This window comes from Hymenobacter canadensis (genome assembly GCF_027359925.1).
Lineage (GTDB): Bacteria > Bacteroidota > Bacteroidia > Cytophagales > Hymenobacteraceae > Hymenobacter > Hymenobacter canadensis.
In genome coordinates this window covers 3,056,550-3,079,529 of record NZ_CP114767.1, presented here as the reverse complement: position 1 = coordinate 3,079,529, position 22,980 = coordinate 3,056,550, and the positions used below count along the sequence as shown (strand labels likewise).

The 22,980-nt window shown below is 61.3% G+C and carries 17 protein-coding genes; 14 read left to right on the top strand and 3 right to left on the bottom strand.

The window, feature by feature from the left end; genetic code table 11:
* Window positions 1-59 precede the first annotated feature (59 nt).
* Together O3303_RS13240 and O3303_RS13235 are read right to left on the bottom strand one after the other, a co-directional pair.
* On the bottom strand, window positions 60-3,629 hold the full coding sequence (locus O3303_RS13240; RefSeq protein ID WP_269558869.1) for a PAS domain S-box protein: 3,570 nt from the start codon (window positions 3,627-3,629) through the stop codon (window positions 60-62).
* A gap of 58 nt (window positions 3,630-3,687) precedes the next feature.
* Window positions 3,688-5,052 (bottom strand): sigma-54-dependent transcriptional regulator, encoded by a 1,365-nt coding sequence (locus O3303_RS13235; protein ID WP_269558868.1) that lies wholly within the window; start codon window positions 5,050-5,052, stop codon window positions 3,688-3,690.
* Window positions 5,053-5,940: 888 nt separating this feature from the next.
* Here O3303_RS13235 and O3303_RS13230 point away from each other — a divergent pair.
* The 3 genes from O3303_RS13230 to O3303_RS13220 all read left to right on the top strand — a co-directional run bounded on the left by O3303_RS13230 (window position 5,941) and on the right by O3303_RS13220 (window position 10,887).
* A complete protein-coding gene (locus O3303_RS13230) occupies window positions 5,941-7,563 on the top strand; it encodes a T9SS type A sorting domain-containing protein (protein ID WP_269558867.1) in 1,623 nt (540 codons plus the stop codon).
* A gap of 357 nt (window positions 7,564-7,920) precedes the next feature.
* Window positions 7,921-8,808 (top strand): DNA/RNA non-specific endonuclease, encoded by an 888-nt coding sequence (locus O3303_RS13225; RefSeq protein WP_269558866.1) that lies wholly within the window; start codon window positions 7,921-7,923, stop codon window positions 8,806-8,808.
* A 351-nt stretch (window positions 8,809-9,159) separates the two neighbouring features.
* A complete protein-coding gene (locus tag O3303_RS13220) occupies window positions 9,160-10,887 on the top strand; it encodes a bifunctional lysophospholipid acyltransferase family protein/GNAT family N-acetyltransferase (protein WP_269558865.1) in 1,728 nt (575 codons plus the stop codon).
* 226 nt (window positions 10,888-11,113) lie between these two features.
* On the opposite strand, the gene O3303_RS13215 is transcribed toward O3303_RS13220, so the two are convergent.
* On the bottom strand, window positions 11,114-11,656 hold the full coding sequence (locus tag O3303_RS13215; RefSeq protein WP_269558864.1) for a DUF4468 domain-containing protein: 543 nt from the start codon (window positions 11,654-11,656) through the stop codon (window positions 11,114-11,116).
* A 460-nt stretch (window positions 11,657-12,116) separates the two neighbouring features.
* On the opposite strand from O3303_RS13215, the gene O3303_RS13210 reads away from it, so the two are divergent.
* The 11 genes from O3303_RS13210 (at window position 12,117) to purN (ending at window position 22,940) form a co-directional block, all read left to right on the top strand.
* Entirely contained in the window at window positions 12,117-12,326 is a 210-nt protein-coding gene (locus O3303_RS13210) for a hypothetical protein (protein WP_269558863.1), read from the top strand.
* A 27-nt stretch (window positions 12,327-12,353) separates the two neighbouring features.
* The gene (locus O3303_RS13205) at window positions 12,354-12,527 is read left to right on the top strand and encodes a hypothetical protein (protein ID WP_269558862.1); all 174 of its coding nucleotides are present in this window, start codon (window positions 12,354-12,356) and stop codon (window positions 12,525-12,527) included.
* A 287-nt stretch (window positions 12,528-12,814) separates the two neighbouring features.
* Entirely contained in the window at window positions 12,815-13,660 is an 846-nt protein-coding gene (locus O3303_RS13200) for a dihydroorotate dehydrogenase (protein ID WP_269558861.1), read from the top strand.
* 110 nt (window positions 13,661-13,770) lie between these two features.
* Window positions 13,771-14,532 carry an orotidine-5'-phosphate decarboxylase gene (gene pyrF, locus O3303_RS13195; protein WP_269558860.1) on the top strand — a complete coding sequence of 254 codons (762 nt, stop codon included), beginning with the start codon at window positions 13,771-13,773 and terminating at the stop codon, window positions 14,530-14,532.
* A gap of 140 nt (window positions 14,533-14,672) precedes the next feature.
* A complete protein-coding gene (pyrE, locus tag O3303_RS13190; protein ID WP_269558859.1) occupies window positions 14,673-15,299 on the top strand; it encodes an orotate phosphoribosyltransferase in 627 nt (208 codons plus the stop codon).
* Window positions 15,300-15,423: 124 nt separating this feature from the next.
* A complete protein-coding gene (locus O3303_RS13185) occupies window positions 15,424-18,450 on the top strand; it encodes a phosphoribosylformylglycinamidine synthase subunit PurL (protein WP_269558858.1) in 3,027 nt (1,008 codons plus the stop codon).
* A 2-nt stretch (window positions 18,451-18,452) separates the two neighbouring features.
* Window positions 18,453-19,517, top strand: coding sequence for a phosphoribosylformylglycinamidine synthase subunit PurQ (locus O3303_RS13180; RefSeq protein WP_269558857.1), 1,065 nt, complete (start codon window positions 18,453-18,455; stop codon window positions 19,515-19,517).
* Between the two features lie 39 nt (window positions 19,518-19,556).
* A complete protein-coding gene (locus O3303_RS13175) occupies window positions 19,557-20,480 on the top strand; it encodes a phosphoribosylaminoimidazolesuccinocarboxamide synthase (protein WP_269558856.1) in 924 nt (307 codons plus the stop codon).
* Between the two features lie 40 nt (window positions 20,481-20,520).
* Entirely contained in the window at window positions 20,521-20,994 is a 474-nt protein-coding gene (locus O3303_RS13170) for a DUF6985 domain-containing protein (RefSeq protein WP_269558855.1), read from the top strand.
* Between the two features lie 85 nt (window positions 20,995-21,079).
* Window positions 21,080-22,309: a phosphoribosylamine--glycine ligase gene (purD, locus tag O3303_RS13165; protein ID WP_269558854.1), complete on the top strand. Its 1,230-nt coding sequence runs from the start codon at window positions 21,080-21,082 to the stop codon at window positions 22,307-22,309.
* Window positions 22,293-22,940: a phosphoribosylglycinamide formyltransferase gene (purN, locus tag O3303_RS13160; protein ID WP_269558853.1), complete on the top strand. Its 648-nt coding sequence runs from the start codon at window positions 22,293-22,295 to the stop codon at window positions 22,938-22,940. The genes purD and purN overlap by 17 nt, the downstream gene beginning before the upstream one ends.
* The last annotated feature ends 40 nt before the right edge of the window (window positions 22,941-22,980 follow it).

Genomic DNA, 22,980 nt, shown 5'->3' with positions numbered 1-22,980 from the left:
AATGAGTGCGGGAACCGGACAAAGGTAGGCGCCGGCTGGGCCGGCGCGTGGCTGGCGGCTTACAGCCCGGGAAAATCCAGGCGCAGGCCGTCCATCACCTGTTCCGTCACGCTGCACACGAGGTCCACGAGCTGCTTGGCTTCCTGCGGGTCGAGCGGCTCTTTGCGGCAGGCTTCCAGGCGCCGGATGGGCGCGTGCAAACTCCGGATATGGAGGCCATCGAGGGAGCTTTTGAGCTGGTGGGCCGCCGCGCCCAGCTGCTCGTAGTTGGCGGCAGCTAGGTGCTGCTCCAGCTCCCGCACAGCGGGTGGCGTGGTCTGGATGAACAGCTGGGCCAGCCGGCGCACAAACTCTTCGTTGCCGTGGGCCAGCCGCCGGATGCCGCTCAGGCTGTACAAAGCCGTGGCCGCGGGGTCGGTGTCGGGGGGCGCGGGGGCCACCACCACGGCCGGGCGCTGGCCCAGCGCTCCGGCGATGGTCTGGAACAGCTCTTCCTCCTGAAACGGCTTGGACAGATAACCCGAGAAGCCCGCCTGCCGGAACCGCTCGGCCTCGTCGCGCAGGGCGTGGGCGGTCAGGGCCAGGATGGGCGTGGCGGCGCGTGCGGCGTCGGGGTGCTGGCGGAGCCGGCGGGTGGCCTCCACGCCATCCATGCCCGGCATCTGAATGTCCATCAGCACCACGTCGTAGCGGTGCTGGTTGAAGAGCAGGAGCGCATCGGGGCCGGTGCCAGCCGTGTCTACGGTCCAGCCCCAGCCTCTGAGCAGGGTTTCTACCAGAAACTGATTGATGGCATTGTCTTCGGCCAGCAACACCCGGCGGGCTCCAAGGCTCCAGTAATTGGGGGCCGGGGCCGACTTGCTCTGGGCGGCAGCAGTGCCGCTGGGTACGCCGCTGAAGGTGAGGGTGAAGGAGAACGTACTGCCTTCGTGCAGGCGGCTTTCGGCGGTGAGGGTGCCGCCCATCAGCTCCACCAGGCCCCGCGAGATGCTCAGGCCCAGCCCGGAGCCGCCATATTCGCGGGCCGTGCTGGAAGAGGCCTGCATGAAGGGCTCGAACATTTGCTGCAACTGATGCTCCGGGATGCCCGTGCCCGTATCCATCACCTGAAACTGCAGCGTAGCCTGCTCGGGCGTGAGGTGCAGAGGCCGGCACGAAACCACTACCTGGCCGTGCGCCGTGAACTTCACGGCGTTGGAAAGCAGGTTGAGCAGGACCTGACGCAGGCGGTGCGGGTCGCCGAGCACGGTGGTGGGCACCGAGGCCGGCGGCAGGTCCAGCTCCAGCGCAATGCCTTTTTCCTGCGCCCGGGGCAGCAGCAGCTCCCGGCTGGCCGTCAGCACGTCGCGCACGTCAAACAGGATGCTTTCGGGCCGGACCTTGCCCGCGCCCAGCTCCGCCATGGCCAGCACATCGTTGATGACGACCAGCAAATGGTCGGCGGAATAGCGGATGTGACGCAGGAACTGGCTTTGCTGGTCGTCGAGCGGGGTTTTGGCCAGCAGCCCGGCAATGCCCAGAATGCCGTTGAGCGGCGTCCGGATTTCGTGGCTCATGTTGGACAGGAAATCCTGCTTGGCCTGCGCGTTCTGCTCGGCCGCTTCTTTGGCGGCGTGCAGGTCCAGCTGGGTACGCTTGAGTTCCGTGATGTTGGTGTCGATGCCCAGCACCTGCATGCTGCCATCGGCCAGCACAAACGGGCGCTTGATGCTGTAGAACCACAGCAGCTCGCCGTCGGGCTTCGTGAAGCTTTCTTCCAGCACCATCTCCTGGCCGGTGCGCAGCAGTTCTTCGTCCTGCTGGCGGTAGCGCTGGCCGTCGGTGGGCACGTTGGGTAGCTTTTCGGGCTTTATGCCTACCATCTGCTCGGGCGTCATGCCGTAGAGGTCGGCAATGGCCTTATTGGCCAGCAGGTAGTTGCCGAGCCGGTCTTTGAGGTAGATCAGGTGCGGGGCGGTATCAATTACCTGCCGAAACAGGCGGTTCTGCTCGGCCAGACGGCGGTTGGCGGTGCGGCGCTGCTCGTCGGCTACTTTCCAGCGCGTAATGTCTTCGCCCACGCCTACCAGCTGCCGCACCCGGCCCTCGGCGTCGCGCTCGAAAGGCGTATCCGTCACGCGCATCCAGCGCACCGACCCATTGCGGTGGTTGAGATAGTATTCCAGCGTGAGCATCTGGCCGTCGGCCAGCTGGGCCACCTGCGCGTAGTGCTCCTGCATCAGCTTCACCTGCGAGGGCGGCATAAGGTGGCTGTATACCTGGCTGCCAAGAGCCTGGATTTCGGTTCCGGTATACCCCAGCATATGCTCAACGGCACGGTTGCAATAGATATTGCGGTTTTCCTGCAGATCCTGGATATAGATGAGGTTGGGCGCAGTGTAGGCTACCCGCTCCATCAGCAGCTGGCTCTGGCGCAGAGCCTGCTCCGTTAGCTTGCGTTCCGTAATGTCCTCGGCGCTTCCCAGAAGCTGCTGCACGCGGCCCTGCGCATCACGCAGGAAAACCCGGCTCCGCACCCAGATCCAGCGCCAGCTGCCGTCGCGGTGCCGCACGCGGTACTCGCCGGTGCTGAGCTGCTGGTCGGTCATGTTGGCTAGAAATTCCTGCTTACCGGCTACGTCCTGCAGGCCCTGCGGATCAAACATGTGCTGCACTATATCATCGCCAAGCTCCTTAAGGTCTGCCTCCGAGTAGCCCAGTATCTGCTCCATCTGCCGGTTGAGATAAATCATTCTCTGGGCCTGGATATCGAACAGATACACGATGACCGGAATGGTGTCGTTGATGCGGGTCGTAAACCGCTGGCTGTGGCGCAGCTCGGACTCCGCCCGTCGCCGGGCCGTAATATCAGTCAGGTAGACATTGGCGGTCTGCTCCGCTGGCAGCGGCACAATAGTCCAGTGATAGAAATTGCCGTCGAGGCGACGCTCCACCACCCGCGTAGCGCCTTCCTGCAGCGCCTCCGTAACCTGCTGCTGCAAAAATTGCCGGTCGTGCTGCCACTCGGGTTGGCTGAGGGCTTGCAGCACGTGGCCGGCGGCGGAGTTGGCATAGCGTGCCTCGCCATCCATCCCGAAGCAGATAATAGGGGAGGGGCTCTGCTCAGCCAGCCTCGACAGCTCCCGCACGCGCCCCAGCACCTGCTGCTGCTGGGTCACGTCTTCGTAGCTGAACAGGTAGAGTTGCGTGAGGCCCTGGCTTACTACCGGCAGGTATTCCTGCTGCAGAACGCACCCGTTTACCAGTTCAATCAGCGCACAGCTGCGCTCCTGGCTGCGCATGGTTGCTATCGTTTCAGTCTCCAGTTCTGCTGCGTTGCGCACCCGCGGCCGGCATACGGTCCAGAGCTCCTGAATCAGGCGGCCCAGATAATAGGCCGGTGGTTGGGGCAGCTCCAGCAGGTCGCAGTAGTTCTGGTTGAGCAGCGTGATGCGGCGGTTGTGGTCGGCTACCAGCAGGCCGGTGTGCATGGTCTGGAGCAGGGCCGCTACCTGGTTGGCCGCGGCCGTGCTCTGCCGGGCCAGATCCTCGCGCAGCTGCTGCATCTCCTGTTGCTGAGCCTGCAGCGCCTGCTGCGTTAGCTGAAGCCGGCGTTTCAGCTGTCGAAGAGATATAGAGCCTGATGTCATGGAGTGCGTCTGCAGAATGGAGCGTAGCGAAATGAGAAGGCTACTGTTCCGCTAGAAACTATCGCAACCGCACCTCGTTGTTTTGAGCCATACGATAAATAGTGGACTTCCCGATTTGCAGCTTGGCTGCTACCTGCAGAATATTCCCCTGGTGGGCATCCAGGTAGCGCTGTACAATGGTGGCCACCTGCGTCCGCAACGATTCGTTGGCGGAAATGAGGCCGCTACTGGCCCCGCTCTGTGCCCGCAACGACAGATCCTGAGGCTGAATCAGGTCGTTTTCGGCCAGTACGGCGGCTAGCTCTACTACGGCCTTCAGCTCGCGCACGTTGCCCGGGAAAGAGTAGCGCAGCAGCAGGTTGCGGGCCTCGTCTGAGAGCCGGCAGGAGGCCATCTTGTTTTGCTGGCAGAACTCTTCCAGGAAGGAGTCGGCCAGCAGCAGCACGTCCTGGCCTCGCTCGCGCAGGGGCGGCAGCACAATGGGCAGCCCCAACAGGCGGTAGTACAGGTCTTCGCGGAAGTTGCCCTGCTGCACCTCGGCGGCCAAGTCGCGGTGGGTGGCCACCATCAGGCGGGCATCAAACGGAATGGGGGCGCCTCCGCCCACGCGGGATACTTCGCGCTCCTGCAGCACCCGCAGCAGCTTGGCCTGCAGCTCCAGCGGCATCTCGGCTATTTCATCCAGAAACAGCGTGCCCCGGTTGGCTTCCTCAAAGCGCCCGATACGGCGGCTGACGGCCCCGGTGAAAGCGCCCTTCTCGTGCCCGAACAATTCGCTTTCCAGCAAGTCGCGCGGAATGGCGGCCAGGTTCACGGCCACAAAGGCGTGCTCGTGCCGCGGCGACAGGTAGTGAATGGCTTTGGCCACCAGCTCCTTGCCGGTGCCGGTTTCACCACTCACCGAAACGGTAATGTTGGTGCGGGCGGCTTTTTCAATCAACGTGTTGAGCTGGCGCATTTGGGCGCTATTTCCCAAAATGGCACGGGTAGGATCGTATTTGAGACCAATCTGTTCCCGCAGCCGCTCGTTTTCGCGGCGCAGTTGAATCTGTTTGCGCACGTTGCCGACGGAATTCCACAGCCGGTCGGCAGTTTCCTCGTCTTTCACCAGGTAGTCGTAGGCCCCCTGGCGGAGCAGGCCGATGGCTGTGCGCACATCTTCCTGGCCCGAAATGATGATGACGGCTACCTCGGGCAAACGCTCTTTGATCTGGCGCAATACTTCGTCGCCTTTCCCGTCGGGCAGGTTGTAGTCGAGCGTAATCAGGTCCGGCTTTTCGCCCAGGTGGTCGAGGCAGGCCTGGGCCGTAATGAAGCGCTGGATCTGATAATCGGGGTTCTGGCCCAGTTTATACTCGAGCAGTTCGCCGTACCAGGCATTGTCTTCGACAATGAAAATATGGATGGGGGAGGAGGCAGACATGTATAGCAGAAATGCTTAACCGACTGTAGCGAAGCCAATCAGACTACAAACTCCGCAAACTGGACACCCTGTAAGGCGCCTATGCAATGAGGCAGGCTGACTGTGTGGTTTTCGATAGCTAGGGCGGGGGTGAAAAGGGGCAGAAAGATGCGAGTATAACAGGGAAATATGGGCTTTACCATTTATTCCCTAATTGGGAATCATAATCTATAAATGGGATAATATATTAATTTTCTAATATAATTAACTTGTTGAACGTCAGTGTATAAATAAAATGAGTGCAGTGTGGCAGTGGTATTGTACCAGGCAAAGCAGGGCAGTGTAGTTCGCTCTGCCTGTACCTGACCTACCACTATGACACGCCATATCTACTTTCGAACCATTGCGTTAGCCATCGTTTGGCTAACAACCATGTCGCTCAGCTGGGCTGCCGGCCCCGCGTATTATGGTGCCTCGGTACAAGGCATCACTACTACCTGTGGTCTGGCGCTGCCATTTCCATGCGGCCAAGTGCTAAATGATAACAACGCCGTGGGGGATAAGGCACAGTTTGCTACTCTACGACTGCCCACCGTGAGTTTGTTGGGTGGGGCCTCAGCGGCCATCCGGCTCAATATGAGTGGCACTGTTCCGGCAAATTACCGAGCGGGCTTTGTGCTCGGTACTTCCGGGCTGCTCTCAGCGGTCGGTACGGTTACAATCACCACCTACCTGAATGGGCAGGAGCGTGAGTCGTTCCCGGCTACCGGACTCGTCACGGCACTGCTTGGCTCTTCAGACCCTATGCGAGTGGAATTTATTACTAAACAGAGTTTTAACAGAATTGAAATAGAGGCGCGGTCGTTGCTTAGCGTAGGCTATGAATTACGGGTCTACTATGCCTATGGCGTGGATGCCAACATTGTAGAAACAGCCAAAGGCGTGGTTTCGCGCTTCCCAAACCCTGCTGCCGGCACCGCCTACAGCACGCAGGTAGTCGACAACGGCGTGACGGTGTGCGTCAACTCCAACGTGGCCAACGCGGACCGGGCTGCCGATACCGACCTAACCAATTTTGCGACCTTCAATACCGTGTTGGGCGTTAGCTGCCCCAACACCTTGCGCGTGAAGCTGGAGGCCGCCGTGCCGCGTGGCTTCTACGCCGGGTTTGTGGTGGGCCGGCAAGGGCTGGCTGATCTTCAGGCGCTGGGAAGTCTGCAAATCAGAACGTTCCTGAATGGAGAGCCGCGCGAAACCGTTTCGGGACTGGGCCTGCTCCAGGTGACAGCTTTGCCGGGGGATAAATATCAGGTGAGCTTCCCGACCAACCGGGCGTTCGACGAGGTGCAGCTCACCCGTAGCAGCCTGTTGGGGTTGCTCGACAACCTGAATGTGTACTACGGTTTCGGAATTGAGCCTTCGGCCTTCCGCGACCAAGACCCCATCCGGTCGGACTTTGCCAGCGGCGTCGGAAAGTTTCAGGGCAGCCGGAACGGAGTAGCGCTGGTAACCCTCAACGACACGACAATCATCGTGAACGGAGAGCGGGCCGCTGACGCCGACCTGAACAACTTCGCCGTTATCCGCACGGGTTTGTTAGGGGTACTTTCGCGCACTTCGTTGCGCGTGGACCTCAATGGGGCAGGGCAGGCCGGCAATGCGGCCGGCGCAGTTATCCGGCAGGGTACGGGGCTGCTCAATACCCAGCTGCTCAACGCCATTACCCTGCGCACCTATAATGCCGCAGGTCAGCTGCTCGAAACGGCAAGTGGTAGCACGCTGCTCAATCAGTCGTTGCTGACGAATGGCCAGGTAGAAGTGTATTTCAATACCACCCAGGACTTTGCCAAAGTGGAAGTAGAGGTAAGCTCTACGGCGGCCGTGCTGGCGCGTACTTTGGTGTACCAGGTGTTTGCCGAAGACAAGCTGTCGGGCTTCCCGGCCACCATTACGCCCACGGGCCCACTGCCCGTAGAGCTGGTGGCCTTCACGGCGCAGGCGGCCGGCCCGGCTGTGCAGGTAGCGTGGCGTACGGCCTCGGAGCGCAACAACCAGTATTTTGAGGTAGAGCGGGCCCTGAATCCGGCCAGTGGGTTTACGCCAATCGGGCGGGTGGCCGGCAGCGGCACCAGCAACGGCCGCAGCTACAGCTTCCGCGACGAAACGGCCGCTGCCACCCAGGCGGCCACCCTCTACTACCGCCTGCGCCAGGTAGATACGGATGGCACCCCGGAGTATTCGCCAGTGGTGGCCGTGTCCTGGAAAAGCACCACGCAAACCGCCATTTCTCTGTATCCTAACCCCGCTGCGCAATCCAGCACGGTGCGGGTGAGCCTGACTAACAGCAGCGAAGCGGCGGCCGTGGCCGTGCTCAAGATATACGACATGCGGGGTGTGCTACTGCGCCAGCTGCCAGCCGACAAGCTCACGCTGCAGGGCGAAAACCTGCCGGCAGGGCTCTACCACGTAGTCCTGACCAGTGCCCAAGGCCAGACGATCGGTAGCCAGCGCCTTGTAGTGACGGGCCCTTAGGCAGTGCAGCTAACAAACATTGAGTAACGATTGGTGTGTAGAATACAGCCGGAAAAGCCGTTGGCACTGCCAACGGCTTTTTTAGTGCGCCAGTCAGGCGGTCATAGGGGCCATACTGTGGGCCCCGGGCAGGTGGCGGTCAAGATGGAATTCATCGGAATAAGCAAAAGATATTGGATGAATTAAATTTTGAGTTTTTTTCAATAAAGTAGAGGTCAAATGAATAAAATGATAATATTTAAGTAACATCAGCCTGAAAACAAAGCATAACCTTTGCCGCATCATCAACCTGCTGCCTCTACCCGAGGTAGCAGCTACCGCTCCTTCTTCTCTTCTTACTTCACACACCTCCAACACATGAAGCGTACTGGTATTCGTTTGCTCACCTGGGGCGCCCTGCTGACACTGGCTGCCGCTTGCTCGAAAGAAGAGTTGGTTTCACCGCAGGCGCCCACCGCCGTGCAGGCTTCGGCCGATGCCACAGCCACGCGTGACAGCCATCTGGCCCTGGGCAACCCCAGCGGCGCCGTTACGGATGCCGCCCAGTACACCAACTACCTGCTTGTGAAGCCTCAGTTTGTGATGTCGTATCACCGCGACCGGGCGGTGCCGAACTGGGTGAGCTGGCACCTGAGCAGCGCCTGGCTGGGCAGCACTCCCCGCCAGGATAATTTCGCGGCCGATAACAGCCTGCCCAGCACCTGGTTTAAGGCCACTACCAGCAGCTACACCGGCTCGGGCTTCGACCGGGGCCACAACTGCCCCAGCGCCGACCGCACCGGCTCGGTAGCCGATAACTCGGCCACGTTCTTGATGACCAACATGATGCCCCAGGCGGCCAACAACAACCAGCGCACCTGGGCCGGCCTCGAAAACTACTGCCGTACACTGGTGAATGCCGGCAATGAGCTCTACATCATCTGCGGCAGCTACGGCAGAGGCGGCACCGGCGTCAATGGCTACGCCACCACCATCGCCAGCGGCAAAATCACGGTGCCTAACCGCTGCTGGAAAGTGATAGTAGTGATGCCCAACGGCACGTCCGATGCCAGCCGCGTAACCACCGCCACCCGCATTATTGCCATCGACACGCCCAACGACCAGACGGTGGCCACCACCTGGGGTACGTATCGTACTTCCGTAGATGCCATCGAGCAGGCCACCGGCTACAACTTGCTGTCGGCGGTGAGCAGCACGGTGCAGGCCACCATCGAATCCCGCATCGACAACGGCCCGACCAACTAACGGCTGCCACATTCCGGTTTTGGATGTTTTGTGCCCCGGCTAACAGGTGTTAGCCGGGGTATTTGCTTGAAGGGCAAATTTTGACGTTCAGGGAGTTAGCCTGTATATTAACATTTCATTATTCTGCCCTTTAACCCAACATCGCCTGCTTCCCTGTCGTACATTTGCAGTGAGTGAAGTAAGTGGAAAATGTGAAGGAGATGGAGAGCCGCGCTGCAACGCGGCTCTCTGCATTTCTGGCCGGCCGGTCAATCTTAATAGTTTGATAATCGGGGCATAACGAGCGGCTAATTTGCGTTTCGGAGGTTTGGGAGCTATGTCCTGGTGATGCCAGGCGCTACCTGGCCATCCATGGAATTACAGCCCCATTCCTCCCTGTTTCCGGCACCTCTGCGCCGCTCACGTGAATTTCTGCGTCCTGTATGGGAGCAGCTGGTGCAGCTGCGCAAGCTGCAGGACCTCTACGCGCAGAGCAGCCACCTCAATGGGCTGGACTTTGTAGCGCAGCTGCTGCGGCATCTGCACATCAGCGTGCGCTACGATGCCGCCGAGCTGCGCCGGCTGCCGGCCACGGCCTTCGTGGCCATTGCTAACCATCCGTGCGGCCTGCTCGATGGGTTGGTGCTGCTCCATGTGCTGGGGCAGGCGCGGCCACAGCTGCGGGCTGTGGCCAGCGAACTGCTGGCCCCGCTGCTGCCCCAGCTGGCCCAGCAATTGGTGCTGGTGAGCCCGGAGCGCCAGGCAGCTGGCCGCAACGTGCCCGGTGTGCGCCAGATGCTGCGCCACCTGCACAACGATGTGCCCCTGCTCCTGTTTCCGGCCGGCGAGGTGGCCCACCGGTCCCATCTGTTTCGGCCGGCCCACGACTCGGCCTGGAACCCTACGGCTGGCCGGCTGCTGGCTTTGGCGCGGGTGCCGGTGGTGCCGGTGTGGCTGAGCGGGCAGAACAGCGCCACTTTCAGTGTGCTGGGGCTGTTGCATCCGCTGTTGCGCACGGCCCGGCTGCCCGCCGAACTGCTCAACAAGCGCGGCCAGACCATTCAGGTCCGGATTGGCCAGCCGGTGGCGCCAGCTGAGCTGGGCCGGTTGCCGCTGGCCGAGCAGCTGCCGTATCTGCGGGCGCGGGTGTACGGGTTGGGCTCGGCACCTGAGCGGCGCTTTGCGGCGCTGCTGCCCCCCTTGCCCTTGCCGCCCGTGCTGGCCGAAACTCCGGCCGGGTTGCTGGAAGCCGACATTGCCGCCCTGCGCCCGGGCCGCTGCCTGGTGCGCCACGGCCGCTGGGAAGTGTATTTGGGCAAGAAGGCGGAGCTGCCCCATGTGCTGCGCGAAATAGGCCGGCTACGCGAGCTGACCTTTCGGCGGGAAGGCGAGGGCACCCAGCAGCCCACCGACCTGGACCACTACGATGACTATTACCGCCACCTTTTTCTCTACGACCGTGAAAATCGGCAGCTGGTGGGGGCCTACCGCCTGGGTTTGGGCCGGGCTATCCTGCGGCAGCACGGCCGGCGCGGCTTCTACCTGCACTCGTTGTTTCGGCTGAAGAAAGAGCTGATTCCAGTGCTGCGGCAGTCGCTGGAGCTGGGGCGCTCGTTTGTGCGCGCCGAGTATCAGCGCCAGCCCCTGCCCTTGGCGCTGCTCTGGAAAGGCATTGCCGAATACCTTGCCAACCATCCCGAATATCAGTACCTGCTGGGCCCGGTTAGCATCAGCAACCGGTTTTCGATGGTTTCCAAGGCGGTGATGGTGGAATATCTGCAGCGGCACTGTTTCGATACCCAGCTGGCAGCGCACGTGCGGCCCCGGAAGGAGTTTCGCTACCGGCCCCTCGACGACGCCTCCGGCCCCACGCGGCTCCAGGCCGGCCTCAACGATCTGCAGCAGCTGCAGCAGCTGGTGTGTGGACTTGAGCCTGGCGGCAGCGGCGTGCCGGTGCTGCTACGGCAATATTTGAAGCAGAATGCCCGCTTGCTCGGCTTCAACATCGACCCCCGTTTCAGCAACACGCTTGATGGGCTGCTGCTGCTTGATGCGCGGGAGCTACCTGCCCGTACCCACCGGCTCCTTGGCCGCTACTAGCCCCACCCGTAGCAGAATAGCGAGATAGGGATTAGGCGGTGGTTGGTAAAATAGTCGGATATGATAAGGGAAAAGTGCAAAAAAATAGTCCGGGTACCGAAGGTTGCCAGTGGCTGAACCCCGGTGCCCGGACTACCTGATTCCTGCTGGCAGGAGGCTGGCAAGCCCTCCATTGCCTGATGCAGGCAAGATGCAGCCTCTCTGCGTTGCCGGCATTGCTACGCCTTTACTCTACGGCACCCTCAGCAGGCCGGCTATTCATAAATGAGCGGAAAGACATAGCAATTTCGCTGGCCAGGGAGGTTGCCTGAGCCGTTACGCGGCGGTCGTTGTGCGTACGGTCGTTGGTGCGCTCGGTGGCTAGCTGCGCCACAAACTCGTCGAAATTCACGGTGTCATTGGGTTTGCTGGCATCAGGCACCACCTGAAAACCGCCTACGCTGTAGTCGTAGCCGGTTGGCAGCGCATGGAAGACAAACTCAAAGCGTACGGGCCGCTCTTTCAACTGGCCAGACGGGGTAGTAGTTTTTACCATTGCCGTGCCCTCCACGCGCATTTCACCTTTGGCTGTATCTGTGCGTGTTATGGCTTTGGGTACGTACGTGAAGTGGTTTTCCACCCAATCAGTGGCTCTTTTGTATAAGACTACTTTATCTGAACTATCATCAGGAACCCGCTCGCTGTAACCAACCTGGCCATCCTGCGCCTGCGCGGCCTGGCTCATTGCCAGTAGTCCGCCCAGTAGAAACATGAGTACCGATTTTTTCATGGAGTAGTTTGTTGGATGAGGTGGCGGATGCCGCAAAAATACAACTTGTCTTTGAGATTGAAGTGGCGAAATGTGATTGTGATTTTGTTAAGAATTGGTCGGGTACTAGGAAATTATTGCGCTACCTGAAAATTGTCTGGCAGCAGGAATAATCGTCGTGTATATTATAGAAGTAGGTGGTACCTCGTAAAATATAATTATTCTAATTGAGTAGATTGGTGTGGCTGTGGCGAAACCAGGAGTCAGGCAGCGTTCCGGCTGTGCTGGCTCGCGTGGATATTATACTGAATTGCTAAAATGGCTATAGTGTAAGAATTTGATAGTCAATGCGGTATTGGAGTATGCGGAGTTTCGTTTTTGAGTGTCGTTACGCAGTGATCCAAGAATGCGGCGGCAGGTTGTTGAAAAATAATTTTCGTTTCTGTTTGGTGGCAACGAAACGCATTGGTACTTTTGTGGCGTGCTTCTCCTCAATCAACACCATTTGATGAAGCGCGGGACCGAGCCAAACGCCGTCCTGCGAGATGACCGCAAGGTCGTTTCCCCCGTTGACTCTTCCATTTTTATTGGTTCTGCTGCTTTCACCGCTTCGGTTTTCGAGGCGGTTTTTTTATGCCCGGTCGGTTCGGCCAGGCTGGCAGAATCCGGCACGCACCTTCGCATTTTCTAATTCTTCACTCCATATCGGCAATCAACCTTGAACGCCACCACCACTCTCGCCCGGCAGATGGTCGCCGTCGCTCCTGCTGCCACCCGCCATGGCTTCTGCAGGGAAATGCAAGCTGACGGCCGCCTGGCCCGGTTCGTCCCCGGCCAGACCGACATCCGCCCCTTTGTTGCTTTCCTGGTAAACCATGACAACGTCATCTAGTTGCCTTCCGGCTAAGCGCCCGGCCTTACACCGGGTACTTAGGTAGAGAGGATGCCGCGGCTGGCCCGGCCGTGTAGCACCAGCGCAAACCCGACAAAACCCTGGCTCCGAAGGCCGGGTAGGGGTGGCTCAACCAGCGGGGTGATGGAAGATCAGAGGGGATTCTGGCGTAAGTCAGTCCGTGGTTGACCACCCCGTTTCGGGGGGTATGTTTTTTTGAATCCAGTCCTGACGAACAGCAGGGGAGTTTCCCCCGCCGACCGATGGATTTTTCTATTTCTAAACCTATGCAACTCGGACAACTCACATTGCGCAATCCGGTATGTCTGTCGGCCGCCGCCTGGCAGTTGGAAGGCACGGGCTACGAGCGGCTGGGCGCCATCTTCACCCGCACCGTCACGATGGAGCCCCAGCCCGGGCTCTATGAGGAGGGCATCTGGCAGGTGAACGAGCAGACCCTGCTCAACGCCACCCACATGCGCACCGAAAGCGCCGAGATTTTGGTGCAGGAGCACTTGCCCAACCTGCGCCGCTACGGCGTACCGGTGTTCGTGAGCATCACGGCCCCCGGCATCCCCGGCTTCCGCAAGATTGCCCGCTTCCTGGCCCGCGAAACCGCCGGCCTGATTGCCGGCGTGGAAGTGTACATCGCCCAGCCCGACGCCGGGAAAGGGGAGGAACTGACCGCGCAGTTTGTGCGCGACGCCACCCAGGCAGTGCGCAACGAGCTAGGACCCACGGCCGCCGTGGTAGTAAAGCTACCGCCGTGGCCCGAGCACATCCGGGGCTTGGCGCTGGGGGCGCAGGAAGGCGGGGCCGATGCCCTGGCCGCAACCAACCTGCTCAAAGCCCTGCACCTGCCCGAAGATGCTACGGCCGCGCCGATGGTCGGGGGCCTGTCAGGCGAGGCGCTGCGCCCCGTGGCCCTGCGCTGCGTGTGGGAGCTGGCCCATGATGAGCGGATTACGCTGCCCATTTTCGGGACGGGCGGCGTGTTTACGGCCAGCCACGTGACGGACTACCTGCGCTGCGGGGCCTCCGCCGTGCAGATTGCCAGCGGCGAGTGGCTGGAGCCCGGCCTGGCGGCCCGCCTGGCCGCTGAGTGCAGTCAATTGGTGTCCATAAATCAATAATTGCAGTAGCGCGAAGCCTTCGCTTCGCGTGTAGTTGAACTGTCGGTACTGATAATATTCGGCATCAGTGACCATCCGCGAAGCAAAGGCTTCGCGCTACAACCCACCTTATGCAAAAACTTCTCAACCGCGTTCAGGCGGCCAACAGCCTGCTTTGTGTGGGCCTCGACCCGGTAGGCGACGATGCGCAAGTAGCGCGCCGGCTAGCTGAAGTCATCGACCAGACCAGCGAATACGCCGCCGCCTTCAAGCCCAATCTGGCCTTTTTCCTGAGCCGGGAAAACGGCGTACAGCTGCTGCGCGAAACCGTGCAGCGCGTGCCGGACGGTATTCCGGTGATTCTGGATGGCAAGTTCGGCGACATTGCCAACACCGCCGACCACTACGCCCGCTTCGCCTACGACGTCATCGGGGCCGACGGTGTGACGGTGAACCCTTACATGGGCGACGACGCCATTGTGCCCTTTGCCCGTCCCGGTAAGCTGGTGTTCGTGCTGGCTAAAACCTCGAACAAGCCAGCGCACTCTTTGCAGGATGTGGCCCTCACCCGCGGCGGCAGCCTGTCGGATTGCGCGGCTACTATTGCCCGCAAGCTCGATGAAGCACACGGCGGCATCGGGTTGGTGGTAGGTGCCACCAACGCCGAGGCTGTGGCCCGCCTGCGCGCCCTCTGCCCCGAGCAGTGGTTCCTGGTGCCCGGCGTAGGTGCCCAGGGCGGCGACCTGGCCGCCACCCTCCGCTCCGGCCTTCGCCCTGATGGCTCCGGTCTGCTCATCAACACCTCCCGCGCCATCTGGCAGGCCGAAGATGCCGCCGCTGCCGCCCGGGAGCTGGTGGAGCAGATGAATCAGCTGCGGCCGGTGACGGTGTAACCTATGCCCATTCTCCCAGGGCTGAAGCCCTGGGCTACTCAGCGGGTAAGGTGCTTGATTCACCACAGGCCCCCTACGTAGCCCAGGGCTTCAGCCCTGGGACGTCCGAATCCATACGTTATATAAATAGAACACCTCCCTTGACTTCCACCCAACCCACCCAACCCACCCCCTTCACCCCCGAAACCCTGGAGCAGCAGCTGTTGCAGGAAGATGCGCTGCTGCGCGGGCACTTCCGGCTGTCCTCGGGTCTGCATTCCGATACCTACGTGCAGTGCGCCCGGTTCCTGCGCCGCCCCGATCTGGCCGCGCCGGCCGCGGCCGAGCTGGCCCGCCGGATTCAGGAGGCCGGTTTGCAGCCCGATGTGGTGGTAGGCCCGGCCATGGGCGGCGTGGTGATTGGCTACGAGCTGGCCCGGCAGCTGGGTGTGCCCGGCATCTTTACGGAGCGCGACGAAACCGGCCAGATGACCCTGCGGCGCGGCTTTACCATCGAGCCCGGCCAGAAAATTATCATTGCTGAGGACGTGGTAACTACCGGCAAGAGCACCAATGAAGTAGCGCGGCTGCTGGAAGGACTGGGGGCAAAAGTTTTGGCCGTGGCCAGTTTAATTGACCGCACTAGTGGGAAAGCTGGCCTTTCTTTTCCGAACTTTGCCTTGCTGCCGGTCACGGCGGCTACCTACGCACCCGATGAGTGCCCGCTGTGCCGGGCAGGTATTCCGGTGGTAAAACCGGGCAGTCGGCCCGATAAAGCGTTTTCTTAAACCTACTGCGGCGCAACCGGCGTTTCAGCAAGGCATTTTCGGCGTACCCTGCGTGGGTATGCTTCCTCACGATGGCAATTTCGCCAGGCGTGGGAAACCCGAAAAATAGACAAACCTCCCTCTTTTGGAAGCTAGCCAAAGAACCATTCAGCTGCTGCTCAAGCCCGGCCAACACGACGGCGAGGGCCAGCGCGTAGCCGAAGCTGCCCACCGCCACCTGGGCCTGCGCACCGGCCGTGTGCAAAGCACCGCCCTCTACACGGTGCGCTACCCCCTGACCGACCAGCAGCTGCGCGACTTCGCCACCCACTGCCTCCAGGACCCGGTGCTGCACGACGTGGCCTTCGACGAGTTCCGCCACGACTCACTATATAAGAGCTATATTCTCGTTGCCAAGCTGCCCGGTGTCACCGACGACGAAGGCATCTCGGCCCAGAACGCCCTCGGCGACTTCCTCAACGAGCCGCTCGACACCCACACCCAGCACATCTTCTCGAAACGGCTCTACTTCCTCGAAGAAGCCCTGCCCGAGAGTAGTCTGCGCCAGCTCGCGCAGGATCTGCTGGGCAACAAGATGATTAACCGCTTCGAAACCGGCCCCATCACCGATATCCGCGACTACACGCCGCGGCCCGGTGGCGGGGCCGAATCCGTTACGGAGACGGTACAGCTGGTGGGCCTCACGGACGAGGAACTGCTGAAGCTGTCGAAGGATAACCTCTACGCCCTGAATCTGGAGGAAATGCGCGCCGTGCGCGACCATTATACCAGCATCCGGGAAGGGCGCCAGGCCGCCGGCCTGCCCCAGGACCCCACCGACTGCGAGCTGGAAATCATTGCCCAGACGTGGTCGGAGCACTGTAAGCATAAGGAGTTTTCGGCCCTGATTAAGTACAAGGATGCCGACACGGGCGAGGAGTTCGAAGTGGATTCCCTGTTCAAAACCTACATCAAAGACGCTACTTCGGAGGTAGACCGCCAGCTGCGCGCCAACGGCAACGACTGGCTGATTAAGGTGTTTAGCGACAACGCCGGGGCTGTGCGCATCAACCCCGAGTCGCTGTTCGTGTGGAAAGTCGAAACCCACAACTCGCCCTCGGCCATTGATCCGTACGGCGGGGCCATTACGGGCATTCTGGGCAACAACCGCGACCCGCTGGCGACTGGTATCGGGGGCGCGCGGCTGCTGTTCAACACCAACGTGCTGTGCTTCGGCAACCCCGAGTTTGATGGTACGCTGCTGAGCAACCAGTTGCACCCGCGTCGCATTTTTGAGGGCGTGCGCAAGGGTATTGAGGACGGCGGCAACAAGTCGGGCGTGCCCACCGTGAACGGCAGCATCGTGTTCGATGACCGCTACGCCGGCAAGCCGCTGGTGTATTGCGGCACCGGTGCCGTGATGCCCATGCAGCTGGCCGGCCTCGATTCGTGGGAAAAGAACATCGACGCTCAGGACCGCATCATCATGGCCGGCGGCCGGGTGGGCAAGGACGGTATCCACGGCGCGACCTTCTCTTCTATTGAATTAGACGAAACCTCGCCCGCTACGGCCGTGCAGATTGGCTCGCCCATCACCCAGAAGCTGGCCATGGACTTCCTGATCTTGGCCACACGCCGCGGCCTCATCAAGTGCAGCACCGACAACGGCGCGGGCGGCCTCTCTTCGAGCATCGGCGAGCTGGCCACCATTAGCGGCGGGGCCGTGGTGGAGCTGGAAAAGGTGCCGTTGAAATATCCTGGTCTGCGGCCCTGGGAAATCTTCGTTTCGGAGTCGCAGGAGCGGTTTTCGCTGGCTGTAGAGCCCGCCAAGCTGGATGAGCTGCTGGCCCTGGGCCGGGAGATGGAAGTGGAGCTGACCGACATCGGCTACTTCACCGCCGATGGCAGCCTCGACGTGCGCTTTGATGGCGAATCTGTGGCCCGCCTCGATATGGAATTCCTGCACAATGGCGTACCGCGCAAAGTGCTGGAAGCCGAGTGGAGTAAGCCCACAGCGCATGAGCCCGAGCTGGCGGCTGCCACTGACTACACCGACGTACTGGGCCGTCTGCTGGGCAGCCTCAATATCTGCTCCCGCGAGTCGGTGATTCGGCAGTACGACCACGAGGTGAAGGGCCGCACGATTATCAAGCCCCTGATGGGCGCTACCGGCCAAGCTCCGCAGGATGCGGCCGTAGTGCGCTTCAACTTCGAGAGTTGGGAAGGCGTGGCCGTGAGCAACGGTATTCTGCCCCGCTTCGGTGATTTGGACGCCTACCACATGTCGGCCGGCGCGTTTGACGAGGCTGTGCGCCAGATCGTGGCCGTGGGCGGCAAACTGCCCAACCTGAGCTACGGCGACGGTAACTTTTGGTCGGTGAACGACAACTTCTGCGTGCCCGATTCGGTGTACGATGCCACCACCAACCCCGACGGCAAGCACAAGTTGGCCAAGCTGGTGCGCATGTGCCAGGCCCTGCGCGACGCCACGGCGGCCTACTGCATCCCGCTGACCTCGGGCAAGGACTCGATGAAAAACGACTTCAAAGCCGACGGCGTGAAGATTTCGGTGCCGCCCACGGTGCTGTACTCCATGACGGCCAAGCTGGACGACGTGCGCCACACCATCACCTCCGACTTCAAGCAGGCCGACGACGTGGTGTACCTGCTGGGCGAAACCTACGACGAGCTGGGCGGCTCGGAGTTCTACCAGCTCTTCGGTGAGCTGGGCGCCAATGTGCCCAAAGTGCGGTTCGAGCAGGCCAAAGCCTTGTATATCCTCATGGGCGATGCCAACGACCAGAACCTGATTCAGAGCTGCCACGACTTGTCGGATGGCGGCTTGGCGGTGGCGCTGGCGGAGGCTACGTTCGGCTACGGTTTCGGGGCCGAGGTGGAATTGCCGGAAGGCTTGCCGGTGCACGTGCAGCTGTTTTCGGAGTCGCACTCCCGGTTTGTGGCCACGGTGGCGCCCGAAGATGTGGTGGCCTTTGAGCAGCACTTCGGCGGGCGCGCCACGCGCCTGGGCCGGGTCACGCCGGACGGGCAGCTGACGGTGCGGCAGGCGGGCAAAACCATCATTTCGGCCAGCACGGCGGCTTTGCGCCACGAGTGGACCAACGGTCCGGTAAACCGCATTATCGGCTTCGGCCACCACGAAGCCGCGCTCTAATCATGGAACAGACCCCCCAACTGCCGGACCAGCACACGCCCCCGCGCCCCCAGCACGACGACCCCGGCCACGAAATCGTGAACCGCGAAGGCCAGATTGTGCTGCCCGGCTTCAAGAGCGTTGACCCCGGCCACGAATCCGCCGAACCCCTGAAAAGCAAGGAAGAACAGTCAACTGACAACCAACAACTGGCAACTGACAACTCAAAAGTGCAGGCTCTGATCCTGACGGGTTTTGGTATCAACTGCGAAGAGGAATTTGCCGCCGCCTACCGGCTGGTAGGTGCGCAAGCCACCATCGTGCACCTCAACCAGGTGTTGCACGGCCACGTGAGCATCCACGACTACGACATCCTGAACTTCCCTGGCGGCTTCTCTTTCGGCGATGATTTGGGCTCGGGTGTGGTGCTGGCCAACAAGCTGCGCTACCGCCGCAACGCCGAGGGCCGCACGCTGCTCGACGATATCAACGAGTTTATTGCCAACGGTAAGTACGTGATGGGCATCTGCAACGGCTTCCAGGTGCTGGTGAAGCTGGGTTTGCTGCCCGACCTGAGCGGCACCGTAACGCCCGAAGTGACCCTGACGCACAACGCCTCGGGCCGCTACGAGGACCGTTGGGTGAAGCTCAAAGCTAACCCCAAGGCCAACACGCCCTTCCTGCGGGGCCTCGACACGCTGGAAGTGCCCGTGCGCCACGGCGAAGGCCGCCTCATCATTCAGGACGCTGCCACGCGGGCCGCTATTGAGGACCGCGGCCTAAACTGCCTCACCTACACCGACTCCAACGGCGCGCCCACCGAGGTTTACCCCTTCAACCCCAACGGCGCCGACCTGAACTGCGCGGGACTCACCGACACCACCGGCCGTGTGTTCGGCCTGATGCCGCACCCAGAGGCGTTTTTGTCGCTGTACAATCACCCGGATTGGGCCCGCCGCAAGCGGCAGAACCCTGATCTGAGTGAGGAGGGCGACGGGTTGAAGCTGTTCCGGAACATTGTAGAGCATGTGCAAAGCCAGCGCCGTGCCCCCGCAGTGCAGCCAGCAGCCCACCAGTTTTCATCCTAACGAGTCACCTGCCAGCCCCGCCGGTTGACACCTACTTATATGAACACCCTCAACCACTTCGATACCCCCCAGCTCGAACTTTTGCACCGTGGCAAAGTCCGTGATTCGTACCGCGCCCCTTCCGGCGAGCGGCTGATTGTGGTTACTGACCGGTTGTCGGCGTTTGACTCGGTGCTGGAAACGCCCGTGGCCCACAAAGGCGCGGTGCTGAATGGGCTGGCGGCTTTCTGGTTCGACAAAACCCGGCACATCATCCCCAATCACGTCATCAGCCTGCCCGACCCCAACGTGACGCTGGCTCAGGAAGCCGAGCCGATTCGGGTGGAAATGGTGGTGCGCCACTACCTCACGGGCTCCATGTGGCGCGGTTACCAGCAGGGGCAGCGCAGCTTTTCGGGCGTAGCGGTGCCCGATGGCCTGACCAAGCACCAGCAGTTTCCCGAGCCCATCGTGACGCCCACCACCAAGGAAGAATCGGACCGCGAGATTACGCCGGAAAACCTCGTGTCGGAAGGCTGGGTGACGGCCGAGCTGTATGAGCAGATGCGGGTGAAGGCGCTGGAGCTTTTCAACTTCGCCTCGCAGTGGATGGCCGAGCGCGGCATCATTCTGGTGGACACTAAGTATGAGTTTGGGCTGCGGAACGGGGAGCTGATCCTGATTGACGAAATCCACACGCCAGATTCGTCGCGCTTCTGGAGCGCCGAGGACTACGCCGGGAATCCGGAAACAGCCGAGCAGATGGACAAGGAGTACGTGCGCCAGTGGCTGATTGCCAACAAGGAGGATGGCCAGTACCCTCGCGCCCTCACGCCCGAAGTATCCGCCGAAGCCACCCGCCGCTACCTCGATATCTACGAGCGTATCACGGGCGCGCCGCTGCCCATCATTTCCTCCGACGACGATGTGCAGGCCCGCCTGGTGGGCAACCTGGTGCGCGCCGGTATCATGAAAGACGCCTAACAATGCTGGCCCACTCCGCGACGCGGGCACTCATCTTCGCATGAATAACTGGAAACAAACGGTACGCTTCGATGAAACAGAAGGACTGATGGCCGACGTGCCGCTGGACTTCGTGCCGTCGAAACCCTTGGTCAGGTTGATGTTCGACCTGTCGGGGCAGGTGCAGACGCTCACGCCGGAAATGGCCGCGGCGGCTGAAGCCGTGCTGCAGCAGTTGCCCGGCTTGAACCAGTCGGTAGCAGAGGCCGCCTTCGAACATTTCCAGATGATGCGCCAGATGTGCGGCGACATCTACAATGAAGAGGACGAACTGCTGACGGCTGCCGATGCCACGGAGCTGCAGGCGCTATACCAACTGCAAACCATCTACTTTCCCGAAGAGCCGGAAATCGGTCGGTTTGGGCTGAGCTTCGTCTGCCAGTGGGAAATAGAGCACGGCTTTGGGCTGCAGTTTCGTAATTGGAACATCGTAGAGGTAGGGGGTGAGGCGGAAGCTTTTTCCTTCTACGACTGATCTTCCCTGACTTATCAACCACACGATAGTGAGTACCAGCCATAAATCCATAGTACTTCTCGGCGGCGGGGCCCGTGAACACGCCATGGCGTGGAAGCTGACCCGCGACGGTGCTACCGTGCACGTGCTGCCCGGCAACGCCGGCATTCCGAACAGCCACCCCCACATCAGCGCCACCGACTTCCCGGCTATTCAGGCCTTCTGCCAGGAACACGGCGTGAAGCTGATTGTGGTGGGCCCCGAAGCCCCGCTGGCGGCAGGCGTAACCGACTTTTTCCAAGGCTCCGATATCCGGGTATTCGGGCCGGGCCGGGCGGGGGCAACGCTGGAAAGCTCCAAGGTGTGGAGCAAGGATTTCATGCGCCGCCACGGCGTGGCTACGGCCCTTTCGTGGCAGTTCCGCAGTGACAAGATGGACGAGGCCCGCGCCAAAGCCACCGAACTGAACGGCGACGTGGTGGTGAAGTTCGATGGTCTGGCGGCCGGCAAGGGCGTGTACGTGTGCTCTTCGGTGGAAGAAGCCCACGCCGCCCTCGACGATTTGGCCCGCCTGCACAGCGGGTGGTTCAGCTTCCTGCTCGAAGAAAAGCTCACCGGCCCCGAAATCAGCATCATCGGCATCACCGACGGCAACCGCATTCGGTTGCTGGCGCCTTCCCAAGACCACAAGCAGCTGCTGGCCGGCGACAAGGGCCCCAATACCGGCGGCATGGGCGCATACTGCCCCGTCCCGTTTGCCGACGACAACGTGCTGGCTGCCATCCGCACCGACATCGTGGACCCCACGCTGCGCGGGCTGCAGAACGAACAGTTCGACTTCAACGGCTTCCTGTATTTCGGCATCATGCTCACGCCCCAGGGCCCCAAGCTGCTGGAATACAACACCCGCCTTGGCGACCCCGAAGCCGAGGTGCTGCTGCCCGCCCTGGAAAGCAGCCTGCTGGAATTGATTGAAGCCACACTCGACGGCAAGCTGCAGCAAACCGTAGTGCGCCAGCGGCGCGGCTACTACGTGGGCGTGGTGCTGGCCTCGGGTGGCTACCCCGCCGCCAGCTTCCCCACCGGCTTCCCCATCACCGGCCTCGACCAGCTGCATCCCAGCATCCTCGCCTTCCACGGCGCCACTAAGCGCACCGAAACCGGCGAGCTGGTGACCAACGGCGGACGGGTGCTGGTGCTGGTCGGCCACGGCGAGGAGCTGGAAGATGCGGTGGCCCACGTGTACCGCGAAGTAGAACGAGTTAACTTCCAGGATGCCTACATCCGCACTGACATCGGCCAGCGGCCGGAACCGACCCTTGCCGGCAACTGGTAACCATAGCACCCGTAAAGCGCGCCTGGCCATTTTGCTGTCGGGCCGGGGCTCCAATATGGTGGCCCTGGTAACCGCCGTGCAGCAGGGCGTGCTGCAGGAGCTGGCCGAGGTGGCCGTGGTGTTCAGCAACAAGCCCGACGCGCCCGGCCTGGAAACAGCCGCCGCCCTGGGCTGCCCCACGGCCAACCTCAGCAGCCAGGGCCGCAAGCGGGCCGAGTTTGATGCCGACGTGGTGGAAGCGCTGCAACAGTATCAGCCCGATTACGTGGTGCTGGCTGGCTACATGCGGATTCTGTCGCCCACGTTCATCCGGGCGTTTGCGGGCCGCATCCTCAACATTCACCCCGCCGACACCCACCAGCACCAGGGCCTGCACGCCTATGAGTGGGCCTTCGAAAACCACCTGCACGAGACTAAAATCACGGTGCATCTGGTAGATGAAGGCCTCGATACCGGACCTATTCTGGCCCAGCATGCTGTTGACTTACGCGGGGCCGACACCTTGGCCGAAGTAGAGCGCCGCGGCCTGGCCGTTGAGCACCGCGTGTACGCCGAAACGCTTGCGGAACTCATCAAAAAAGAACGTCATGCTGAGCTTGCCGAAGCATCTCGCGTGGCGTCGTCTGAATAGCAATCCAACGTCAGCACGCGAGATGCTTCGGCAAGCTCAG

What these genes read in the sequence shown, in the direction of transcription:
- O3303_RS13240 (WP_269558869.1), bottom strand. Translation starts at nt 3,629, where the DNA reads ATGACATCAGGCTCTATATCTCTTCGACAGCTGAAACGCCGGCTTCAG.
- O3303_RS13235 (WP_269558868.1), bottom strand. Translation starts at nt 5,052, where the DNA reads ATGTCTGCCTCCTCCCCCATCCATATTTTCATTGTCGAAGACAATGCC.
- O3303_RS13225 (WP_269558866.1), top strand. Translation starts at nt 7,921, where the DNA reads ATGAAGCGTACTGGTATTCGTTTGCTCACCTGGGGCGCCCTGCTGACA.
- O3303_RS13220 (WP_269558865.1), top strand. Translation starts at nt 9,160, where the DNA reads ATGGAATTACAGCCCCATTCCTCCCTGTTTCCGGCACCTCTGCGCCGC.
- O3303_RS13215 (WP_269558864.1), bottom strand. Translation starts at nt 11,656, where the DNA reads ATGAAAAAATCGGTACTCATGTTTCTACTGGGCGGACTACTGGCAATG.
- O3303_RS13200 (WP_269558861.1), top strand. Translation starts at nt 12,815, where the DNA reads ATGCAACTCGGACAACTCACATTGCGCAATCCGGTATGTCTGTCGGCC.
- pyrF (WP_269558860.1), top strand. Translation starts at nt 13,771, where the DNA reads ATGCAAAAACTTCTCAACCGCGTTCAGGCGGCCAACAGCCTGCTTTGT.
- O3303_RS13180 (WP_269558857.1), top strand. Translation starts at nt 18,453, where the DNA reads ATGGAACAGACCCCCCAACTGCCGGACCAGCACACGCCCCCGCGCCCC.
- O3303_RS13175 (WP_269558856.1), top strand. Translation starts at nt 19,557, where the DNA reads ATGAACACCCTCAACCACTTCGATACCCCCCAGCTCGAACTTTTGCAC.
- O3303_RS13170 (WP_269558855.1), top strand. Translation starts at nt 20,521, where the DNA reads ATGAATAACTGGAAACAAACGGTACGCTTCGATGAAACAGAAGGACTG.
- purD (WP_269558854.1), top strand. Translation starts at nt 21,080, where the DNA reads ATGGCGTGGAAGCTGACCCGCGACGGTGCTACCGTGCACGTGCTGCCC.